General features: G+C 41.1%; 13 protein-coding genes. 7 read left to right on the top strand and 6 right to left on the bottom strand.

Going from position 1 to position 17,592, the window contains the following annotated elements; all coding sequences use genetic code 11:
* Nucleotides 1–9 precede the first annotated feature (9 nt).
* Nucleotides 10–7,152 (top strand): HEAT repeat domain-containing protein, encoded by a 7,143-nt coding sequence (locus tag UABAM_RS13885; protein WP_151968606.1) that lies wholly within the window; start codon nucleotides 10–12, stop codon nucleotides 7,150–7,152.
* A gap of 279 nt (nucleotides 7,153–7,431) precedes the next feature.
* Nucleotides 7,432–7,794, top strand: coding sequence for a hypothetical protein (locus tag UABAM_RS13880; RefSeq protein ID WP_151968605.1), 363 nt, complete (start codon nucleotides 7,432–7,434; stop codon nucleotides 7,792–7,794).
* A 53-nt stretch (nucleotides 7,795–7,847) separates the two neighbouring features.
* Here the strand turns inward: UABAM_RS13880 and UABAM_RS13875 are convergent, their stop codons facing one another.
* The 6 genes from UABAM_RS13875 to UABAM_RS13850 all read right to left on the bottom strand — a co-directional run bounded on the left by UABAM_RS13875 (nucleotide 7,848) and on the right by UABAM_RS13850 (nucleotide 12,261).
* Nucleotides 7,848–8,033: a helix-turn-helix domain-containing protein gene (locus tag UABAM_RS13875; RefSeq protein WP_151968604.1), complete on the bottom strand. Its 186-nt coding sequence runs from the start codon at nucleotides 8,031–8,033 to the stop codon at nucleotides 7,848–7,850.
* A gap of 8 nt (nucleotides 8,034–8,041) precedes the next feature.
* Nucleotides 8,042–8,254, bottom strand: a complete 213-nt coding sequence (locus UABAM_RS13870) for a hypothetical protein (RefSeq protein ID WP_151968603.1) — start codon at nucleotides 8,252–8,254, stop codon at nucleotides 8,042–8,044.
* A 12-nt stretch (nucleotides 8,255–8,266) separates the two neighbouring features.
* Complete coding sequence (locus tag UABAM_RS13865; RefSeq protein WP_151968602.1) at nucleotides 8,267–9,091, bottom strand: hypothetical protein; 825 nt, start codon at nucleotides 9,089–9,091, stop codon at nucleotides 8,267–8,269.
* Nucleotides 9,092–9,099: 8 nt separating this feature from the next.
* A complete protein-coding gene (locus UABAM_RS13860) occupies nucleotides 9,100–10,338 on the bottom strand; it encodes a hypothetical protein (protein WP_151968601.1) in 1,239 nt (412 codons plus the stop codon).
* A 4-nt stretch (nucleotides 10,339–10,342) separates the two neighbouring features.
* The gene (locus UABAM_RS13855; RefSeq protein ID WP_151968600.1) at nucleotides 10,343–11,695 is read right to left on the bottom strand and encodes a hypothetical protein; all 1,353 of its coding nucleotides are present in this window, start codon (nucleotides 11,693–11,695) and stop codon (nucleotides 10,343–10,345) included.
* A 107-nt stretch (nucleotides 11,696–11,802) separates the two neighbouring features.
* Nucleotides 11,803–12,261 (bottom strand): hypothetical protein, encoded by a 459-nt coding sequence (locus tag UABAM_RS13850; protein WP_151968599.1) that lies wholly within the window; start codon nucleotides 12,259–12,261, stop codon nucleotides 11,803–11,805.
* Between the two features lie 252 nt (nucleotides 12,262–12,513).
* Here UABAM_RS13850 and UABAM_RS13845 point away from each other — a divergent pair, with 252 nt between their 5' ends.
* The 5 genes from UABAM_RS13845 to UABAM_RS13825 all read left to right on the top strand — a co-directional run bounded on the left by UABAM_RS13845 (nucleotide 12,514) and on the right by UABAM_RS13825 (nucleotide 17,588).
* Nucleotides 12,514–13,857 (top strand): transglutaminase-like domain-containing protein, encoded by a 1,344-nt coding sequence (locus UABAM_RS13845; protein WP_173013313.1) that lies wholly within the window; start codon nucleotides 12,514–12,516, stop codon nucleotides 13,855–13,857.
* The gene (locus UABAM_RS13840) at nucleotides 13,826–15,664 is read left to right on the top strand and encodes a hypothetical protein (protein WP_151968597.1); all 1,839 of its coding nucleotides are present in this window, start codon (nucleotides 13,826–13,828) and stop codon (nucleotides 15,662–15,664) included. Before UABAM_RS13845 ends, UABAM_RS13840 begins: the two co-directional genes overlap by 32 nt.
* Nucleotides 15,657–16,250 carry a hypothetical protein gene (locus UABAM_RS13835; RefSeq protein WP_151968596.1) on the top strand — a complete coding sequence of 198 codons (594 nt, stop codon included), beginning with the start codon at nucleotides 15,657–15,659 and terminating at the stop codon, nucleotides 16,248–16,250. The genes UABAM_RS13840 and UABAM_RS13835 overlap by 8 nt, the downstream gene beginning before the upstream one ends.
* 253 nt (nucleotides 16,251–16,503) lie before the next feature.
* Nucleotides 16,504–16,992 carry a hypothetical protein gene (locus UABAM_RS13830; RefSeq protein ID WP_151968595.1) on the top strand — a complete coding sequence of 163 codons (489 nt, stop codon included), beginning with the start codon at nucleotides 16,504–16,506 and terminating at the stop codon, nucleotides 16,990–16,992.
* An 80-nt stretch (nucleotides 16,993–17,072) separates the two neighbouring features.
* The gene (locus UABAM_RS13825) at nucleotides 17,073–17,588 is read left to right on the top strand and encodes a hypothetical protein (protein WP_151968594.1); all 516 of its coding nucleotides are present in this window, start codon (nucleotides 17,073–17,075) and stop codon (nucleotides 17,586–17,588) included.
* Nucleotides 17,589–17,592 lie beyond the last annotated feature (4 nt).

The following is a 17,592-nucleotide window of genomic DNA, read 5'->3' as shown; positions in this document are numbered from 1 at the left end:
GAGGTTATCATGATGGGACGAAAATATTTGCGATATGCTGTAATTCTGTTTACGTTATTTTGCTTAGCTTTTGCACAGTCGAAAGACAAAAATTTAAGCGAGCGACTAGACAAAATATTACAACAACTACAATTAAAAGATGCTCGTTCGCACCTTTTGGCATTGGTTGATTTAGAGAAAATAGGTGTGAATGCAATTTCTATTCAATCGGATTTGCAGAAATTACTGACAAACGCAAACGATAAAAACAAAAAAGCAATTGAACATGCATTAGATATTATCAAACGATATTTGCCACAACAAACTTCACAAAAGAAATTCCAAAAAACAGCCACTAAACGTTCTTTAGCATCACGAGTGTCCAAAAACCTTGGTGGCCTTAATATCCTTGGTGTCAGTAACGACTTTCGGCAACGATTGCGCTATGGTAAACGACACGCACTAGTAATTGGGATTAACAAGTACAACAAATACTACCCTGAGTTAGATGGACCAAACTACGATGCTGGTGAAGTCGCATCTGTTTTGAGCAGTCGTTACGGCTTTGAAAATGTGGTATATCTCTGTGATGAAATTCCCAAAAATGTCTATCGCCGAAGTGAGATAAAAGAGAAAACCCAAAATAAATTCACTCCTTACGGAAAATCATATACTGCAACATATGGTAAAGAAACGATTGTAGAGACCCCGCTCATTACCAAAAAAGTTGTAGAAGGTCTTTTAACGCAAACTTTTGCAAAAGTAGATTCTAACGACGCTATTTTTCTATTTTACGCAGGACACGGTGTGCCTGGCCATATTGTTGCAACTCCAGAGAACAAAAACGATAATGGCTATATTTCGCTAACAAAAATCGCCAAGAAACTTTCACAAAAAAACGCCAAGCACACCTTGATGGTACTCGACTGTTGCTTTGGCGGCTCTCTTCTCCAAGACAAGTACAAACCAAAACTCGAAGGTTACAACAATGCCACTTTTCAATTCGGTACAGGCGAAAATATAGATCGTGTTTTTGCGCGTAGGTCTTTTCAGGTAATCAGTGCTGGAACTGGGAATGAGGTAGTGGCAGATAAACTAAGCACCTCAACAAAGTATGCACAACTCACTGACACCAGTGGTCACTCCCCTTTTTCCGCAGTACTCTTACAAGCCTTGAAAGGGTTGGTCGGGCGAGACGATGGTATAGTACTGACATCTGACTTAGGTTACTACATGATGACGAACCTCACTAACGACAAACGTTTGGATGCGAAGCAAACACCTCGTTATGGCAGTCTTGGAGGTGATGGTGACTTTATGTTTTTTCCGGCGTACAAAGTTCTCAACCCAAAGCTTCTAGCACCGCTATACCTGAGTGACAAAGTGTATGCCGATTTTCGTAGCTCCGGATGTGAAGCATTGGGGAAGTTTATCGACACTTATTCTGAGCAAGATCAAATTTCTCTGACGAAAAGTGCGCTACATCACATTGCAAAACTACTCGAAGATGAAGAACCCATTCCACGAAAAACTGCTCTGAAGTTTATCCAGGATAAGGCTCAAAGACACGTTAGAAAAATAAAAGAATTTGACAATGTTGTATCTGCGCTGACAAATTATTTTTCTTACCAGGATGAAGAACCCAAAGTGATAAATCTGGAAAGCTTCTTTTCTTTGAAAAATCAGAAACAAAGTGAAGCAGATTTGTATGAAGTTGTCGATTGTTTGGGAACGCTGCACATTTATGCAGATGATAAAGCGGTTGACATCCTTCAAAAGTATAGCAAAAGGTTAAAGTTGAAATGGGAAGAATTGTCAAAACATAAAGTCAAGCTGCGAAGTGTGACAACGAAGCTAAACAAGCTAGAGAATCTTAAAAAACTAATTGGTGGAACATACCAAAATCAAGCCCAGATACTTCAACAGATAATTCAAGAATACCAATGGTTAACAACTTCTGGAATCCAAGAGTTAGAGTTTTATGAGAATCGTATAAATCTGTTTTTATCCAACACTGAAAATCCCGAGCGTACAAAAGCATTCGATTCGTTAAAGGATGAGCTTGAAGATAGTGATTTCGAAAAATATTTCAAAGCAAGAGATCAATATCTTAGAAAACAGGTTTTAGGGTACCTTGAAAAAAAGGGAAAAGATTTAGATCTGCTATTCAAACTATTCAATGAAGAAAATAAAAATATCAAAACGGATATAGCAAAAGATCTAGAACAAATAGGCGAAAGGGCTTTTTTAGCTATTGTTCATGAATTAAAGATTGACCAAAGTCAAAATCAAATATCGAAAAAATTATTATTTGCTTTTCGTAGTTGGAAAAAAGACTTACTGTTTAGATTAATAGACCAACTAAACCAAAAAGACCAAGATTTTTTTATTCCCGTTTTCGCAGAGGTCAATTTTGATAACCTTTATAAGACTATAATAAATCGCAATGAAAGTAATTATATAAAATCAAAAGCAGCTTTAATTATTATAAAAAGTGACATGGAAGAAGCTTTTATTGCTAAATTTTTCCTTTCTATAAGTGAAAGGAGTTGGATTGAAAAACAGGAAGCCATCGATATTATAATCTCACAAGAAAAATATATAGTTGGAAATATTTTTTTAGAATTCTTGAAAGACGAAGATTCAAATGTGAGAAGTTCTGCAGCAGAGGCATTGGGTCTGATAGGAGAAAAAGCAGAGAAAGCAGTACCAGCTCTTATTCAGGCTCTAAAGGATGAAGATTCAGAAGTGAGAAATTCTGCAGTAAAGGCATTGGGAAAGGCAGGAGAGGCAGAAAAAGTTATTCCAGTTCTTATTCAGGCTCTAAAGGATGAAGATTCAGAAATGAGAAATTCTGCAGCAGAGGCATTGGGGAGAGTAGGAGAAAAAGCTGTACCAGCACTTATTGATGCTCTAAAAGACCAGGATAGATCTGTGAGAGAGTATGCGGCAAAAGCATTGGGAATGATAGGAGAAAAAGCAGAGAAAGCAGTACCAGCTCTTATTCAGGCTCTAAAGGATGAAGATTCAGAAGTGAGAAATTCTGCAGTAAAGGCATTGGGAAAGGCAGGAGAAAAAGTAGAGAAAGCAGTACCAGCTCTTATTCAGGCGCTAAAGGATGAAGATTCAGAAGTGAGAAATTCTGCAGCAAAGGCATTGGGAAAGGCAGGAGAAAAAGTAGAGAAAGCAGTACCAGCTCTTATTCAGGCTCTAAAGGATGAAGATTCAGAAGTGAGAAATTCTGCAGCAAAGACATTGGGAAAGGCAGGAGAAAAAGCAGAGAAAGCAGTACCAACTCTTATTCAGGCTCTAAAAGATGAAAATTCAGATTCAACTGCGAGAAGTTTTGCAGCAAGGGCATTGGGGGAAATAGGAGAAAAAGCTGTGCCAGCTCTTGTTCAGGCTCTAGAAGATAAAGAAATAGAGAAGTTAGCGGTATTGCGTTTTCAGGATTTAGATTCAACTGCGAGAAGTTTTGCTGCAAGGGCATTGGGAATGATGGGAGAGAAAGCAGAAAAAGCAGTACCAGCTCTTATTCAGGCTCTAAAAGATAAGAACCCAAATATAAGAGGTTCTGCAGCAAAGGCATTGGGAGAAATAGGAGAGAAAGCAGTGCCAGCTCTTATTCAGGTTATAAATGAATCTGTGAGAGATTTGACAACAAGTACATTCGAAAAAATAAAAAAAGCAAAAAGTACATTCGAAAAAATAAAAAAAGCAAAAAAAGCAAAGAAGTTAGAGCGAGTGCCTATTCGCTCTCCAGAGCATAGCTTAGAGATTCTAAACTATGCAGCAAGGGCATTGGGAATGATAGGAGAAAAAGCAGAGAAAGCAGTACCAGCTCTCACTAGTGCTCTAAAATATAAAAGTCTAAATGTAAACTATGCATTTAGGAAAATAGGAGAGAAAGCAGTGCCAGCTCTTATTCAGGCTCTAAAGAATGAAGATCCGATTGTAAGACGGAATGCGGCTTGTATATTGAGATTTATCGGAAGAAAAGCAGAGAAAGCAGTACCAGCTCTTATTCAGGCTCTAGAAGACCAGGACTCAGATGTTAGAGTAAGAAATTCTGCAGCAAAGGCATTGAGAATGATAGGAGAAAAAACAGAGAAAGCAGTACCAGCTCTTATTCAGGCTCTAAAAGACGAAGATCCGATTGTAAGACGGGATGCGGCTTATATATTGGTTAGAATAGGAGAGAAAGCAGAGAAAGCAGTACCAGCACTTATTGATGCTCTAAAAGACGAGGATTTGACTGTGAGAAATTCTGCAGCAAAGGCATTGGGAATGATAGGAGAAAAAACAGAGAAAGCAGTACCAGCTCTTATTCAGGCTCTAAAGGATGAAGATTCAACTGTGAGAAATTCTGCAGTCTTGGCATTGGGAATGATAGGAGAGAAAGCAGAGAAAGCAGTACCAGCTCTTATTCAGGCTCTAAAGGATGAAGATTCAACTGTGAGAAATTCTGCAGTCTTGGCATTGGGAATGATAGGAGAGAAAGCAGAGAAAGCAGTACCAGCTCTTATTCTTGCGCTAAAGGATGAAGATTCAACTGTGAGAAGAGGTGCAACGGAGGCATTGGGAATGATAGGTGAAAAAGCAGAGAAAGCAGTACCAGCTCTTATTCAGGCTCTAAAAGACCTGGACTCAGAAGTGAGAAATTCTGCAGTACGTACATTAGTAAAGATAGGAAAAGTAGAAAATGTACAAATTTTAACTTTCCTTATGGAAGATGAAAATGTATTCGTGAGAAGTTCTGCAGCTTATGCACTGAGTAAAATAGTAGAAAAAACAGAGAAAGTAGTACCAGCTCTTATTCAGGCTCTAAAGGATGAATATCCGATTGTAAGACGAGATGCGGCTTATATATTGGGTAGAATAGGAGAGAAAGCAGAGAAAGCAGTACCAGCTCTTATTCAGGCTCTAAAGGATGAAGATTCAACTGTGAGAGAGTACGTAGTAAAATCATTGGGTAGAATAGGAGAGAAAGCAGAGAAAGCAGTACCAGCTCTTATTCAGGCTCTAAAGAATGAAGATTCCACTGTAAGACGGGATGCGGCTTATATATTGGGTAGAATAGGAGAGAAAGCAGAGAAAGCAGTACCAGCTCTTATTCAGGCTCTAAAGGATGAATATTTAGAAGTGAAAAATTCTGCAGCAAAGGCATTGGGAACGATAGGAAAAAAAGCAGAGAAAGCAGTACCAGCTCTTATCCAGGTTCTCACAGATAAAAATTTCGAAGTGAGAAATTCTGCAGCAAAGGCATTGGGAATGATAGGAGAAAAAGCAGAGAAAGTACCAGCTCTTATCCAGGTTCTCACAGATAAAAATTTCGAAGTGAGAAATTCTGTAGCAAAGGCATTGGGAATGATAGGAAAAAAATCAGATAAAGTAGTACCAGCTCTTATTCAAGCTCTAAAGGATGAAGATTCAACTGTGAGAAGTTTTGCAGCAAAGGTATTAGGCATAATAGGAGAAAAAGCAGAGAAGGCAGAGAAAGCAGTACCAGCTCTTATCCAGGCTCTAAAAGACCAGGATAGATCTGTGAGATATTATGCGGCAAAGGCATTGGGTAGAATAGGAGAGAAAGCAGAGAAAGCAGTACCAGCTCTTATTGATGCTCTAAAAGACCAGGATAAATATGTTAGATATCATGCAGCAGAGGCCTTGGGCAAAATAGGAGAAAAGGCAGAGAAAGCAGTACCAGCTCTTATTGATGCTCTAAAAGACCAGGATAAATATGTTAGATATTATGCGGCAGAGGCATTGGGAAAAATAGGAGAAAAAACAGAGAAAGCAGTACCAGCTCTTATTCAGGCTCTAAAGGATGAAGATTTCCAAGTGAGAAGTTCTGCAACAGATTCATTGGTGAGAGTAGGAGAAAAAGCTGTGCCGGTACTTATTGATGCTCTAAAAGACAAGGATAAATATGTTAGATATCATGCGGCAGAGGCATTGGGTAGAATAGGAGAGAAAGCAGAGAAAGCAGTACCAGCTCTTATTGATGCTCTAAAAGACCAGGATAAATATGTTAGATATCATGCGGCAGAGGCATTGGGTAGAATAGGAGAGAAAGCAGAGAAAGCAGTACCAGCTCTTATTCAGGCTCTAAAGGATGAAGATTTCCAAGTGGGAAGTTCTGCAACAGATTCATTGGCGAGAGTAGGAGAAAAAGCTGTGCCGGTACTTATTGATGCTCTAAAAGACCAGGACCCAAATGTTAGATATTATGCGGCAAAAGCATTGGAAAAAATAGTAGAAAAGGCAGAGAAAGCAGTACCAGCTCTTATTGATAGATCTGTGAAAGAGTATGCAGCAGAGGCATTAGGGAGAGTAGTAGAAAAAGTAGGGAAAGTATTACCAGCTCTTATTCAGGCTCTGAACGATGAAAGTTCAACTGTAAGAATGAAGGCAGCCTGGGCACTGTGTAGGATAGGAGAAAAAGCAGAGAAAGCAGTACCAGCTCTTGTTCTTGCTTTAGAGGATGAGGATAGAATTATGAGAAGTTTTGCAGCAGAGGCATTGGGGAGAGTAGGAAAAAAAGCAGAGAAAGCAGCACCAGCTCTCACTCGTGCTCTAAAAGACAAGGATCGGATTGTGAGAAGGTCAGCAGCAAATGCATTGTGGAGAATAGGAGAGAAAGCAGTACCAGCTCTTATTCAGGCTCTAAAAGCCCATAATAAATCTGTGAGAGAATATGCGGCAAAAGTATTGGAAAAAATAGGAGAAAAAGCGGAGAAAGCAGTACCAGCTCTCACTCGTGCTCTAAAAGACGAGGATCGGATTGTGAGAGTCTCTACAGCAAGGGCATTGGGAGGGATAGGAGAAAAAGCGGAGAAAGCAGTACCGGCACTTATTGATGCTTTAAAAGACAAGGACTTCTATGTACGCCGTAATGCAGTAGATGCATTGGGAGGGATAGGAGAAAAAGCAGAGAAAGCAGTACCAGCTCTTATTCTTGCGCTAAAGGATGAAGATTCAACTGTGAGAAGAGGTGCAACGGAGGCATTGGGAAAAATAGGAGAAAAAGCAGAGCTAGCCGTGTCATATCTTACTTTGGTTCTAGAAGATGAATATGAAGATTTATCTGTGAGAGATTATGCAGCGCAGGCATTGAGTAAAATAGGCGAAAAATCCTTGCTTCCCATTAGAAATTTGTATTTGAAGTACTAGCCATAAGTAAAGATTTACTCCTAGTAACCTTGCAGATGTTGCTGTTCAAACTTTTGAAGATATTGGTAGCATACATGATCTTATGCGCTTCGCAATGGAAGTCAATGCGATACACAATATCGACTTGTTTTGGTAGTTAAGAGTATGTCGTTTCTTTTGATATGCAGGTCTTTCTTTTCTGTGAGATTTAAGCTTATTTTGCTTCTAGATTAAAAAATGACGCCAAGTGCATTCAATTTATCAATAAATTTGAGAACTAACACAATGGTAAATTCAAATGTGAGATATAATGCAGCGGAGGCATTGGGGGAGATAGGAGAAAAAGCCTTACCTTCTATTCGAAGTCTTATTCAAAATAAAGAAGATAAATTAGGCGTCGAAGCTTTGAATTCTTATTTTTGGAACTATGTATATATGAAAGAAGACAAAAAGGCTTTTAGTCAAATAGATATAGAACTTTTATCGCAATTGACAGATAAAAGCCATCTTAATACAGTAGCAGCCATTTATGCTTGGCAAGGAAATGCAAAAGAAGCAAATGAATATGCAGTCAAAACTGTGAAAGAAACCCCCAGAAGAGTGAAGTTACTACTTGAAGGAAAATCTCCCAAACAAGTAGAAGAAAAAATGAAAAAAGAATAACAATTCATATTGTGAATCCCAATATGAATTGTTTTGGCAGTTAAAAAAGTATGTCATTTCTTTTTAGATGTAGACTTGTTTTTTTTGCGAGATTTAAGCAAGGCTTTGCTACTTAGCTTGTATATTCGCCATTTCCCGTTATTATTTTTTCTTGCCCTTAATTTACCATCGTGAATCCAGCGAACAACAGTTCCTGAACTCACTTTTGCCCATGCGGCGACTTGTTTTACGGTATACATATAACCTCCTATTTTTTGCGAAACAATGAAAAATTGACAAGGCTTGTCACGTTGGCCAATCCCTGTTCTACGCCTTGCAATCCGTTAATGAGTATTTCTTTGTTGTTGATGAGTATTTGTCTGTTTTTCCAAACCTTGTTAATTCCCTCGACAAAGGCTTGCGCCTTTTCGGGGTTTTGTTCTACGTATTCAATTAGGTTTGATACTGTTTTTGATAACATATTGTTTTCCTTTTATAGTAGTGGGCTTGTGATGAGTAGTTCCATGCGAGTCGCGATGGTTGTTGGTCCGCTGTCGATGGTTACATTGCCATTTGTGTTGGAAAAATTGATGTTGAGTTTTGTATGGTCTTTGGCGAATGAGTTATAAATTTTCGATATTGTATTAGCTGCAGTGAATCGTTTGTTCGCTATTGCAGCGGTTTGTGATACGCTGCGATCGGAGGCATTTAGGAGCATGTTGTTTCTAATTTCGATTTCATCTCCGGCCTGGTCACTGGAAAAAACTACATGGCTAGAGAATTGGATTTTCGTATTTTTTAGTGCAATAAACTCTGGTACTTCTAGTATGGTTTGTTCGTTGTCTGCACTGGTGAACACTTGGCTTGATGAAACGAATTTTAGAAACCGTTTTTGTTCATCAATACCTGAAAAACCTGTACCAGTGATAGGATCTAGCAATTGCCCAAATTGATCTGTAATGTAGGAACCAATATATCGTTTTTGTAAATCGCCATTTAGGGTGGCGTAGATCTTGCCAAATGTTGGCACCAAAGCGGAGTGAAGTAAATTGCCATTGTCGTCTAAGTAAAGATGATATAGGCTACCAGGTTGTATGCTGCCACCTTCTTCTAGGTTTTGGTTTTGGATGTCCAAGTCTACAAAATCCGATATGTCGATGTTTTTTTGATTTACAACGACTACTGGTAGACCTTCACCGCGCCATTGAATCGCAGGCTTTGGTGCAAATAGAAAGTCAGAGGCGAATAGTTGGCCTTTGTAATAGTTTTCAGGTAGTGAACTAGTTGTTTTGCAGCTATCGTTTATGCAGATGGTCATGTTTTCTCCTATTTTTGTTCTTTCCATTTTATCGAACAACGGCTACTGGCAGTGCCTCCTGTTAGGTTTTTACTGGTGATGAGTAATATTGTCTGCGTTGTTCCGTCTTCGTTTAGAACTAACGGTGAACGTAGAAACTCTTCGGCAATTTGACTGAATTCAGAGCGGTTTTCTAGAACAAATTCTTGTACCAAAGGTAAGCCAGGTGTAAATGATGTCATATTGTTGTTGAATTCAGCGATAGAATCATCCCCCACACTGTTCCAATCACCATCAGGTACTTGCGCACCGATGTAGATGATAAAACGGCATTCTTCGTTGTCTGCTACGTGAAATTTGATGTCATATGGCCAGATTTGACCGCGGTTAGTGATACCGTTAAATGTGAGTTTAGGTCGAATGGCTAATATTGCTTTTTCAGTGTTGGTTGTTGGGATGAAGTCATCACCGCTATCTCCCGCTCTAAGGTCACCTTTTAGATTGTTGGCATCCGTTCCTCCTTCCGAGTAAATGGTGGAACTTAGTTGTTTCATGCTGCTAGCCCCGGCGACGGCTCCGTCATTGAAGATCTCATAGGTGAGTGGTAAGTTCGCAGTGGTCATGTAAACGCTATCGCGCATGTTTACGTTGTGTATTGTGTGCGCTAGTATGTACCTGTCTTCGATTTGAAAGTAGATTTTTATCGCTCCGACACCACGCCATTGTAGTTCTATGCGCATGAGTTGTGCTTTCGTCCAATCGATGGATATACCACTTTCGCCTGTACCGTTGAGTTTGTCACCGTTCCAGTTTTGTTGTTCTATGGTGATATTGCCGATGGTGCTGGATTTTAAAATTAGTTTTGCGATGGTATTGTCTAGTTGTAGCAAAATACCATTGTCATCATCGTAGATACCTACCTGTTGTTTTAGATTTTCTTTTCCTGCGGCAAATACGAAGGCTTGCTCGATGACGTTAATAATGCCTAACTGGTAACGAAACCAGATATTGGTTCTTCTTCGCGCATGGCTACCATCATTGCCATCACCGGTGGACATTTGTACGCTACTTTCGTTTGGTAAATGGATGCTGGTTCCACCACCATTGTTACCCGACTCTCCCCAGAGTAAATCTTGTTTGTTGTACCGAAATTGCGCGTCGAATTGTGTCACGATGTTACTGACACGCATGCGATCCGTTGTTGTGTTTTGCAATTGCTCTCCTTCACTTTCGTTGACAATTGTGGAACTGTCGATAAATATGCTCATATGCTTACTCGCTAAAGTTTTGTTGTGCTTGTTTGAGTATGAAGTTCGCAGCGCTGTATCCGGCGTTGGCCAAACTACTCAGGGCTTCGTTTATTTGTTGCTTTGTGTGCTCCGATGTAAATAGTTCGTGTAGTTCTTCGTTGCTGAGTTTGCGTAGGATAAAATTCCATACCTCTTCGCCAGTTTTGCCGTTCATGATCATCGTGCCTGCTTCGCGTACTGCTTTTTCGGCGCTGGTCATTTCTGGTTGTTGCGTTGGTGTCTGCGTTTGAGTTTGAACTTGAGGTCGTGTTTCTGGTTTTGTTGTGGTTGTTGTGTATTGTGTTTGTTGTGCGCTACTTTTCCAAGCCTGCAACGCTTGAATCGCAGGGCCAATGATCTCTTCGCGTATCGCAGCAATTTTGCGAATGCTTTCTTCGGACTCGGTTAGGATGTTATTTTTCTCCAAGTTTTTTTTTAGTATCTCAAATCCGGCTTCTTGCATTTTTTGTTGCGTTCCGGTGACCATCGATAGAAACTGTGGTATCGAGTCCATTATGGGGTCTTTTTTGTCTTGTAGTGTCTTTTCTAGTAACAGTTTCTCAATAGGATTTTCGCGATGCATTAGTTGCAGTAGCATTTGTTGGTTTTGTTGTTGCTGGTTCATTTGTAGTTCGATCATCTTTAGGCGAATTTCTTCTTGTCGTGCTTCGCGTTCTTGTCGTGATTGTTCGTCGCGTAGGCGCTGTTCTTCTCTGCGTTTGTCGTCTTCACGTTTTATCTCATCCTGCCGTTGTTGTTGCTGTAGCATGAGTTGTTGCATGTTGAATTGCATTTGCATCATTGTTGATAGTTGGTCGCCACCTTGTGGTTGCTGCGGTTCGTCTTCGTTCATTTCTTTTTTTAGATTGTGCTTCATTTTTTGATAGCGCATGCTGCGTAGGTTTTCAACTTGTATTTCGTGTAGCTCTTTTTGAAAAGCGTCTTGTTTTTGGTTGTTTGCCGTTGGGATCTTGTAGTGATCGACGAGAGTGTTGGTGGCTTCTTTGTCGATGTCGTCGATGTAGAATTTTATTTTGGATGCGCGCGCAACGGTTTGGTCGTTGTTGTACAGCGTAATGCTGTAGGTTCCTGCGCCACCCCATTTTTGCATTTTGATCTTTTCCTTGAGATCCTCGGTGGAATTGCTTTCGGTGATCGGAATGCGAGCGACTCTGCGCCAGCCGTTTGTTTCTGGATGGAACTTCTTGATCTCCCATTCGGCATCAGTGTAGCCATCGCAGCTATCGATGGCGTTTTGCAATTCCTGAAACTTTTCTTCCTCATCTTCTATCTGCATTAGAGGAACGTTTGTGGTGTCTTCCTGTAGTCCGTACAATGTTTGTCTCCCTTATTAAATTTGCAAACAACAATGTCATTACCGCGTCAGCGGTAACCCATTTGCATGGGCATGACATTGCGTTGGTGAATCACAAATTTTGATCACTAGTAGTTGTGGTAATAGATGTATCTTCCCAAGCCTTTATTGACAAAGCTGGTAAACCTACACTCCTTGCAATTACAAAAATAGGCGTTGCCTACTACTCTCCTTGGCCTTCCGCGTTTTCCTTTTTGTTTTAGTTTGCGTGTACACTTTTTTACGCGTAGTGACATGCCTAAGCAAATGGGACATTCTGTTAACGCTGCGATTTGTATTTCTCCAAAGTTTTGCGCTTCGTAGCTATCTATTTTTACTTCTCCCTTATCGTATGTTGTCGTGATGTACTCTTTGTATTTACTTGCGTGGATAAAACCGCGTGAAAAGCATTTCTTGCAGTGAAACTTGGCGAAGTATTGTTTTTCATGGCAGCGTTGTAGAACGATTTCTTCGTTACATATCCAGCAGTGTGCAGGAGTGTACTCTTTTTTGATTATAGCAGTCTTTTTAATGGTATTTATTTTCATGACGATTCCTTTTGTAAGTCCGTGTTATTAGTACTTTGAAAGTCTACTACGTTCTATACGGTTACGGACAAGGTAAAAGTGTTTATTTTTTGATTTTTTTGAAATTTATTTGTATTACCAAAATAAAGATTGTCATTTTTTGCATGGAAAGAATACATGGAAGCTGTAGTTTCATATCACAAATTTCACGGGGATAATGCTGGGATCATTGCCAACACGCAAAAGCTGGTGAAGATCACGGAAAGCGATTCGATGGATCTTGACATCATTCGTTTGGCGCGGGGTATTTGTAGTGAGTGGCATGCGAATAGTAAGAATGCGCGAGAGAAGGCGGATGCGATTCATGATTGGATTGCGGAAAATATTCACTATCAGTTTGATCCTGTCACCACGGAGTTGTACCAGGATAGCAAGACCACACTCAAAGAGGGTTTTGGGGATTGTGATGACTTTGTGATCTTGGGGATGGCGCTCAATGCGGCGGTGGGAAACTATTCGCGTGCGGTGTTGATTGCTGCGGACAATGAGGTGCAGATTGACCATGTTTATTATGAAGTCGAGGTTGGCGAGAATGAGTGGCGTGCTTATGATGCTACGGTGAATGGCGCAGAAGCGGGCTGGAAGCCTAAACCGGAAGTTGTGCGGCATTATGTGTATCTTGATGGTTCTGTGGGAACGGGGTTTTTTGGCAAGATATTCAAGGAGCTTAGTCGTTTTTTTCGCAAGTTCGAGAAGAATGTCATTCGTCGGCCTATTAAAGAAATTAAGCGTTTTGCTGAGAAGAACTTCAAGGATATCTATCAACCGATTTCTCGATTGGCGCGTAAAATTCGCGATGAGCGGCGTCGGTTGTTTGAAAAAATCGCCAAAGGTTTAGATGATCTGACGGAGGATTTGGGACCGTTTGGTGGTATTGCACAAACGGTAATCAAGGCGGCGGCAGCGATTGTTGTTTCGCAGGTTGCGGGGGCTTTGGCGCGTTCTCTTTTTATGCAGGGAAATAGTGGTATCAATGCCATTGCATCGGGAGCGTCGCGCGTTGCGGTTAGCCCGATGATTGTGGAGAATGCTACTTTTTCGGCGTTGACCATTCCCGAAGGTTCGCCTTTGGAGATGAGTGCTGAGGAGTGGGGCGTTTTGTTATCGATTGCAATGACGATTTTGAGCGCGGGAGCTGCGGCGGTGGGTAATGTGGCTTTGGTTGCGGTTACTCAGATTGCCCAGACAGCGAAAACGGCGATTGATGTGCAAAATGCCATAGACGAAAAAGAAAAGCTACTTGATGAGTTGAAGCAGATTAAAGCACAGGTACTTGCCCAAGCTCAGGCACAGCAAGAGGTGATCTTGAAGTTGGAAAAAGATATTGAGATATTGCGCAAGTTTCAGCAACTTCATGAGGAATATGAGTTGAAAATCAAACAGTTTCGCGATGAGAACAATCAAGAGATCAAGAACTTTACCGCTGAGATGGAGATCGCTTCGCAAAAGAGAATCGAGTTGCATAAAGCAGATATTGAACAGCGTAAATTACAAATTCAGTTATTAGCACAGAAGGTTGCACGCGATGCAGAAAATTCAGCTTCCGTTGCCGTTTAGTCAGACAAATATCAGATACAAAGAAGAACCGTCTATTGGAAGGCAGTATCTACGACACGAGCGGATTACTGAGCATAGGGTTTCGCGAAAAGAGCAGACATATGTTCCTTTTATGGAGGAAGTGTTACAAAAAGCGATCAGTGCAGATTTTAGTGAGGATCGTCCACAAGATGAGATCGAGGTTGAGACAAAAGCTGTTGCGGAGTATGACAATTGGATTACGTTTTCTAGTGTTCCTATGAAAGTTTTTAAGCGTCCTCATGGTGGAGCTGGTTTTCATAAGCGTTCGCGAAAACTTCAGCGCATGATTTACGAAATGAGTAATGTGAATACAAAGCTTGAGTGGCGTAATGAGATTGAGTACAAGCGCGACTTAAAGAAGATTGTGCGTAAATTACTGGCGTATGCCAATGCGAAGTACATTTTGTCTGAGTTGCGTAAGGGGAAATCTCTTGCTGAATTGTTATTGCCAATTGAGTCGGTTTGGGTGGGGGATTTGGCGGATCTTGTGAACGAGCGACTACAGTTGGTAATCGATAATGAGGCACTGTTTCGCGAGCAGGACGATAAGTTTATTGCTGATTTTGCGGTTGCTTATTCGGCGATGTATTACTCGCAGAAATTAGAAGAGAGCGATGGCAAGGGCGCTTTTTATGTGTTTATTCCGAAACTGTTTAGGTGTTGTAGTCAGATTGAACGATTGACAGCGAATTTAAATGAGTATGCGTCGCTGATACCGGTTTCGATGCCTTTTTCTAAGTACTATATCGCAGGTGCTCCACATTTTAAGGTAATCCAAATACCTTTTTACAAAATTGATTTGTTGCAGGGAACGAGTTCGGGAAGAAAAAATGTTCAAATCATGAATGATCCGGCAACCATGCGATTGGTAATGCAAAAAGAAGTGCGTTTTCATTTTCTTATGCAGAAATTGCTGCACAAGTTTATCACCATAAATCTTGAAGAATCGCGAACGACACAGAAGATCGAGGAAGAGATTGTCGCGCAAGTAGAAAGATATAAAGTCGGAGCGCGTATCGCTCTTTTTAGTGGGCGTAACATGTTTAGTTATCGAAAGACGCATGAGTTTTTTAGCTTGGCGATTCAGACGTTGGGTAGAAGCATCGAAAAGCACAAACTGGCGACGTGCAATGCTAACAAAAATAATTACTTTGCGACGTTGCCGAGTTTAGAAGAAACGCCTTATTTTAATAGCGATCAAGTGCAGCGTTCCAATGAGAATATCGATAAATTCAAAGAGGCATATCACCACTTTGTAAGTGACGTAAAAATCGATAGTAACTATGACGATTTAGAGCGAGATATTGCCGCGAAGATCGCCTTTTTTCTTTTGTGCCAAATGGCGGTGGATAAGTCTTTCGTTGCGTCGATGTTTGCTAATGCGATGAAGGACATCAATGACTTGCAGCACTTTTGGAAGATATCGAACGAAAACAAGAAGAATTTGGCCGCGGAAATCGATCAACAAAATGCATTGCGTGCGCAAGAGCTACAAGAGGAGAACCAGGCCGCTTTTGAAAATGACCTAGAAGATCAATTGGCGGTAGAATTTGGAGAGAATCGTCGCGCTGTTTATGATCAGGAATATGCGAAGTTAGAGCAAGATTTGTTGGGGCGTTACGATGCATTGCTTGGTGAATTGCAAACGGCAAATGAAAGACGCAAGGAAGTGATTGAAAAGCAGGTTTTCGCCAAAGAAACGTTAGAGGTTATGCGTTTGGAGAAAGAGTTTGCCAATGAAATGAAGGTGCTACTTGGCGAGATAAGAAAGGCAAAGCATGCATAGAACAGGAACGGGATTTTTGGATTTATCGAGTGCGCTGGCACTTTCTACGACAATTTCTACTTTGGGAAATGTGGGGATCTCGGCGTTTGGCACGATCAAGGGACTGGATTTACAAGAAGAGCAACTCAAGTTGCAAGAAGAGATCGCGGAGAGACAACTGGATATTCAAAGCAAAACCACTGAACGTGAGTTGGAGATACTGGATTTACAAATCGAAGGTTCCAGAGCATCGCAGGAGATTGATTTAGAGGTAGAGCGCGCCATCGCTGATCTGCAAATTTCTCAGGCAAAGACATTGCAACTTGAAGAAGAGATCAAACGCGAGTTGGTATCGTTGCAGTTTGAAAAGCAAACGGGGAAAGATACGGAGTTGGTGGAAGACAATGTGATTTTGCAAACAGTGGATACACCTGAATCTCAAAGTATTGATGTTGTACCAGCTCAGGAACAAGTATTGGCACCAATTCAGCGGCCAACGAATCGTGGCAATGTTTCTCCGATGTTGTTCATTGGCGGTGGGATATTGGCGTTTCTACTGTTCGGTGGGTCTAAGAATAAATCAAGGTCTCAAAGCCAAAATCGATAAAAGATTTACAACTGTTCCATAAAGGCGCTCATTGCTATTGAATTAAGATTTAACTCATGAAAAATTTACGTTTCGTGTCATTCCTGCGAAAGCAGGAAACCAGTTTATGCGACTGGGTCCCGCATCAAGTGCGGGATGACAAGTATTGTAAGTCATTGTAATGAGTTAATTCACTTGGCTTCATGATTATGAATTGGTCATGTCAAGCACGGAACGACAAGCTTTAGAGAAAATCAAATAAAGGAAACGACGCATGGCAAATGAGTTTGAACAACAGGGGACTTTCGATGAGTTCATAGGTGATCTAGAGGCAAATCCCGTCATACAAGAGCTTTCGCTAGTGGAGAAAAAGCCGGAGCCTTCTATTTTGGAAAAAGGTTTTGCGACTTTGACTAGTGTCTCTCAGGGCACGATAGATTTGGCGAATAACATCATCACCAATGTCGCGGCACAGAAAGACAATGTGATTGCGATAGGTGAGATTATTCGTAGTTTTGATCGCGATGAGAGAGAAGAGGCGCAAATCAAAACCATTGATCAGTTAAAGAAAGAGCAGGAGATACTGAAGGCTTCGTTGGTACAGGCAAAGCAGCAAAATCAGGAAGCAGCCAATTTCTTGCAAACGGAACTGGCGAAGAAAGAACGCGCGATTGGTCTGGCAGGAGGTGGATTTTCGGTTAGTAGCAATACATTGTTACTTGTCGGTGGTGGCTTGGCTCTATTGTTACTGCTGAGACGATGATCACATAATGAAAACGTTAATTTTACAAATCGCAATAATAACGAGGTAACGAAATGGCGAAAAAAGCAAAAAAGAGAAAGATGGATCTCTCTGGAATCGCTTGGGTATCTGGAGGCATGGGAGTGTCTGAGCTTGCGGGGCGAGAAGTGGAAAAGCTTGTTTCTCCGATGGTGGCGGACAAGATTCTCAACGCCAATTCCCTAAGTGACAAAGGTAGGGTGTCTATTTATCGCGGTGCACAGGCAGCATCGAAAGCGGCAGGAGGCTTGGCGGCGACTTGGGCAACGTACAAGGTAGCAAAGGCGATGAAGGTCAAGGAGCAAAATGTCAAGGCGGTGAAGATGGGTGGTTTGGGAGCGTCTATTCTAAACGCGCTCAAGTGCATTCTCGAAATCAAAAATGCCTTTGGCGAAAATGCGCAGAGTTCGGCGGCACTTCTTGTCGAGGAGAGAAAGCGTCTGGCGATTAGCGCACCGGCATCCACGGGAGCTTATTTGACGGTGAATCGTACCGGGGCTTACTTGACGAACAAATCACAAATTAACCAAACTGGCGCGTACATGACCGCGGACGAAAAGCCAGTGAAGATTATGTAACAAC

The organism is Candidatus Uabimicrobium amorphum, from assembly GCF_009002475.1.
Classification (GTDB): domain Bacteria; phylum Planctomycetota; class Uabimicrobiia; order Uabimicrobiales; family Uabimicrobiaceae; genus Uabimicrobium; species Uabimicrobium amorphum.
The sequence above is the reverse complement of the archived record's forward strand: the minus strand, read 5'-3'. Positions and strand labels throughout refer to the sequence as shown.

Bases quoted from the DNA above. Each gene is read 5' to 3' on its own strand.
- UABAM_RS13885 (WP_151968606.1), top strand. From the start codon at position 10: ATGATGGGACGAAAATATTTGCGATATGCTGTAATTCTGTTTACGTTA.
- UABAM_RS13875 (WP_151968604.1), bottom strand. From the start codon at position 8,033: ATGTATACCGTAAAACAAGTCGCCGCATGGGCAAAAGTGAGTTCAGGA.
- UABAM_RS13870 (WP_151968603.1), bottom strand. From the start codon at position 8,254: ATGTTATCAAAAACAGTATCAAACCTAATTGAATACGTAGAACAAAAC.
- UABAM_RS13865 (WP_151968602.1), bottom strand. From the start codon at position 9,091: ATGACCATCTGCATAAACGATAGCTGCAAAACAACTAGTTCACTACCT.
- UABAM_RS13860 (WP_151968601.1), bottom strand. From the start codon at position 10,338: ATGAGCATATTTATCGACAGTTCCACAATTGTCAACGAAAGTGAAGGA.
- UABAM_RS13850 (WP_151968599.1), bottom strand. From the start codon at position 12,261: ATGAAAATAAATACCATTAAAAAGACTGCTATAATCAAAAAAGAGTAC.
- UABAM_RS13845 (WP_173013313.1), top strand. From the start codon at position 12,514: ATGGATCTTGACATCATTCGTTTGGCGCGGGGTATTTGTAGTGAGTGG.
- UABAM_RS13840 (WP_151968597.1), top strand. From the start codon at position 13,826: ATGCAGAAAATTCAGCTTCCGTTGCCGTTTAGTCAGACAAATATCAGA.
- UABAM_RS13835 (WP_151968596.1), top strand. From the start codon at position 15,657: ATGCATAGAACAGGAACGGGATTTTTGGATTTATCGAGTGCGCTGGCA.
- UABAM_RS13830 (WP_151968595.1), top strand. From the start codon at position 16,504: ATGGCAAATGAGTTTGAACAACAGGGGACTTTCGATGAGTTCATAGGT.
- UABAM_RS13825 (WP_151968594.1), top strand. From the start codon at position 17,073: ATGGATCTCTCTGGAATCGCTTGGGTATCTGGAGGCATGGGAGTGTCT.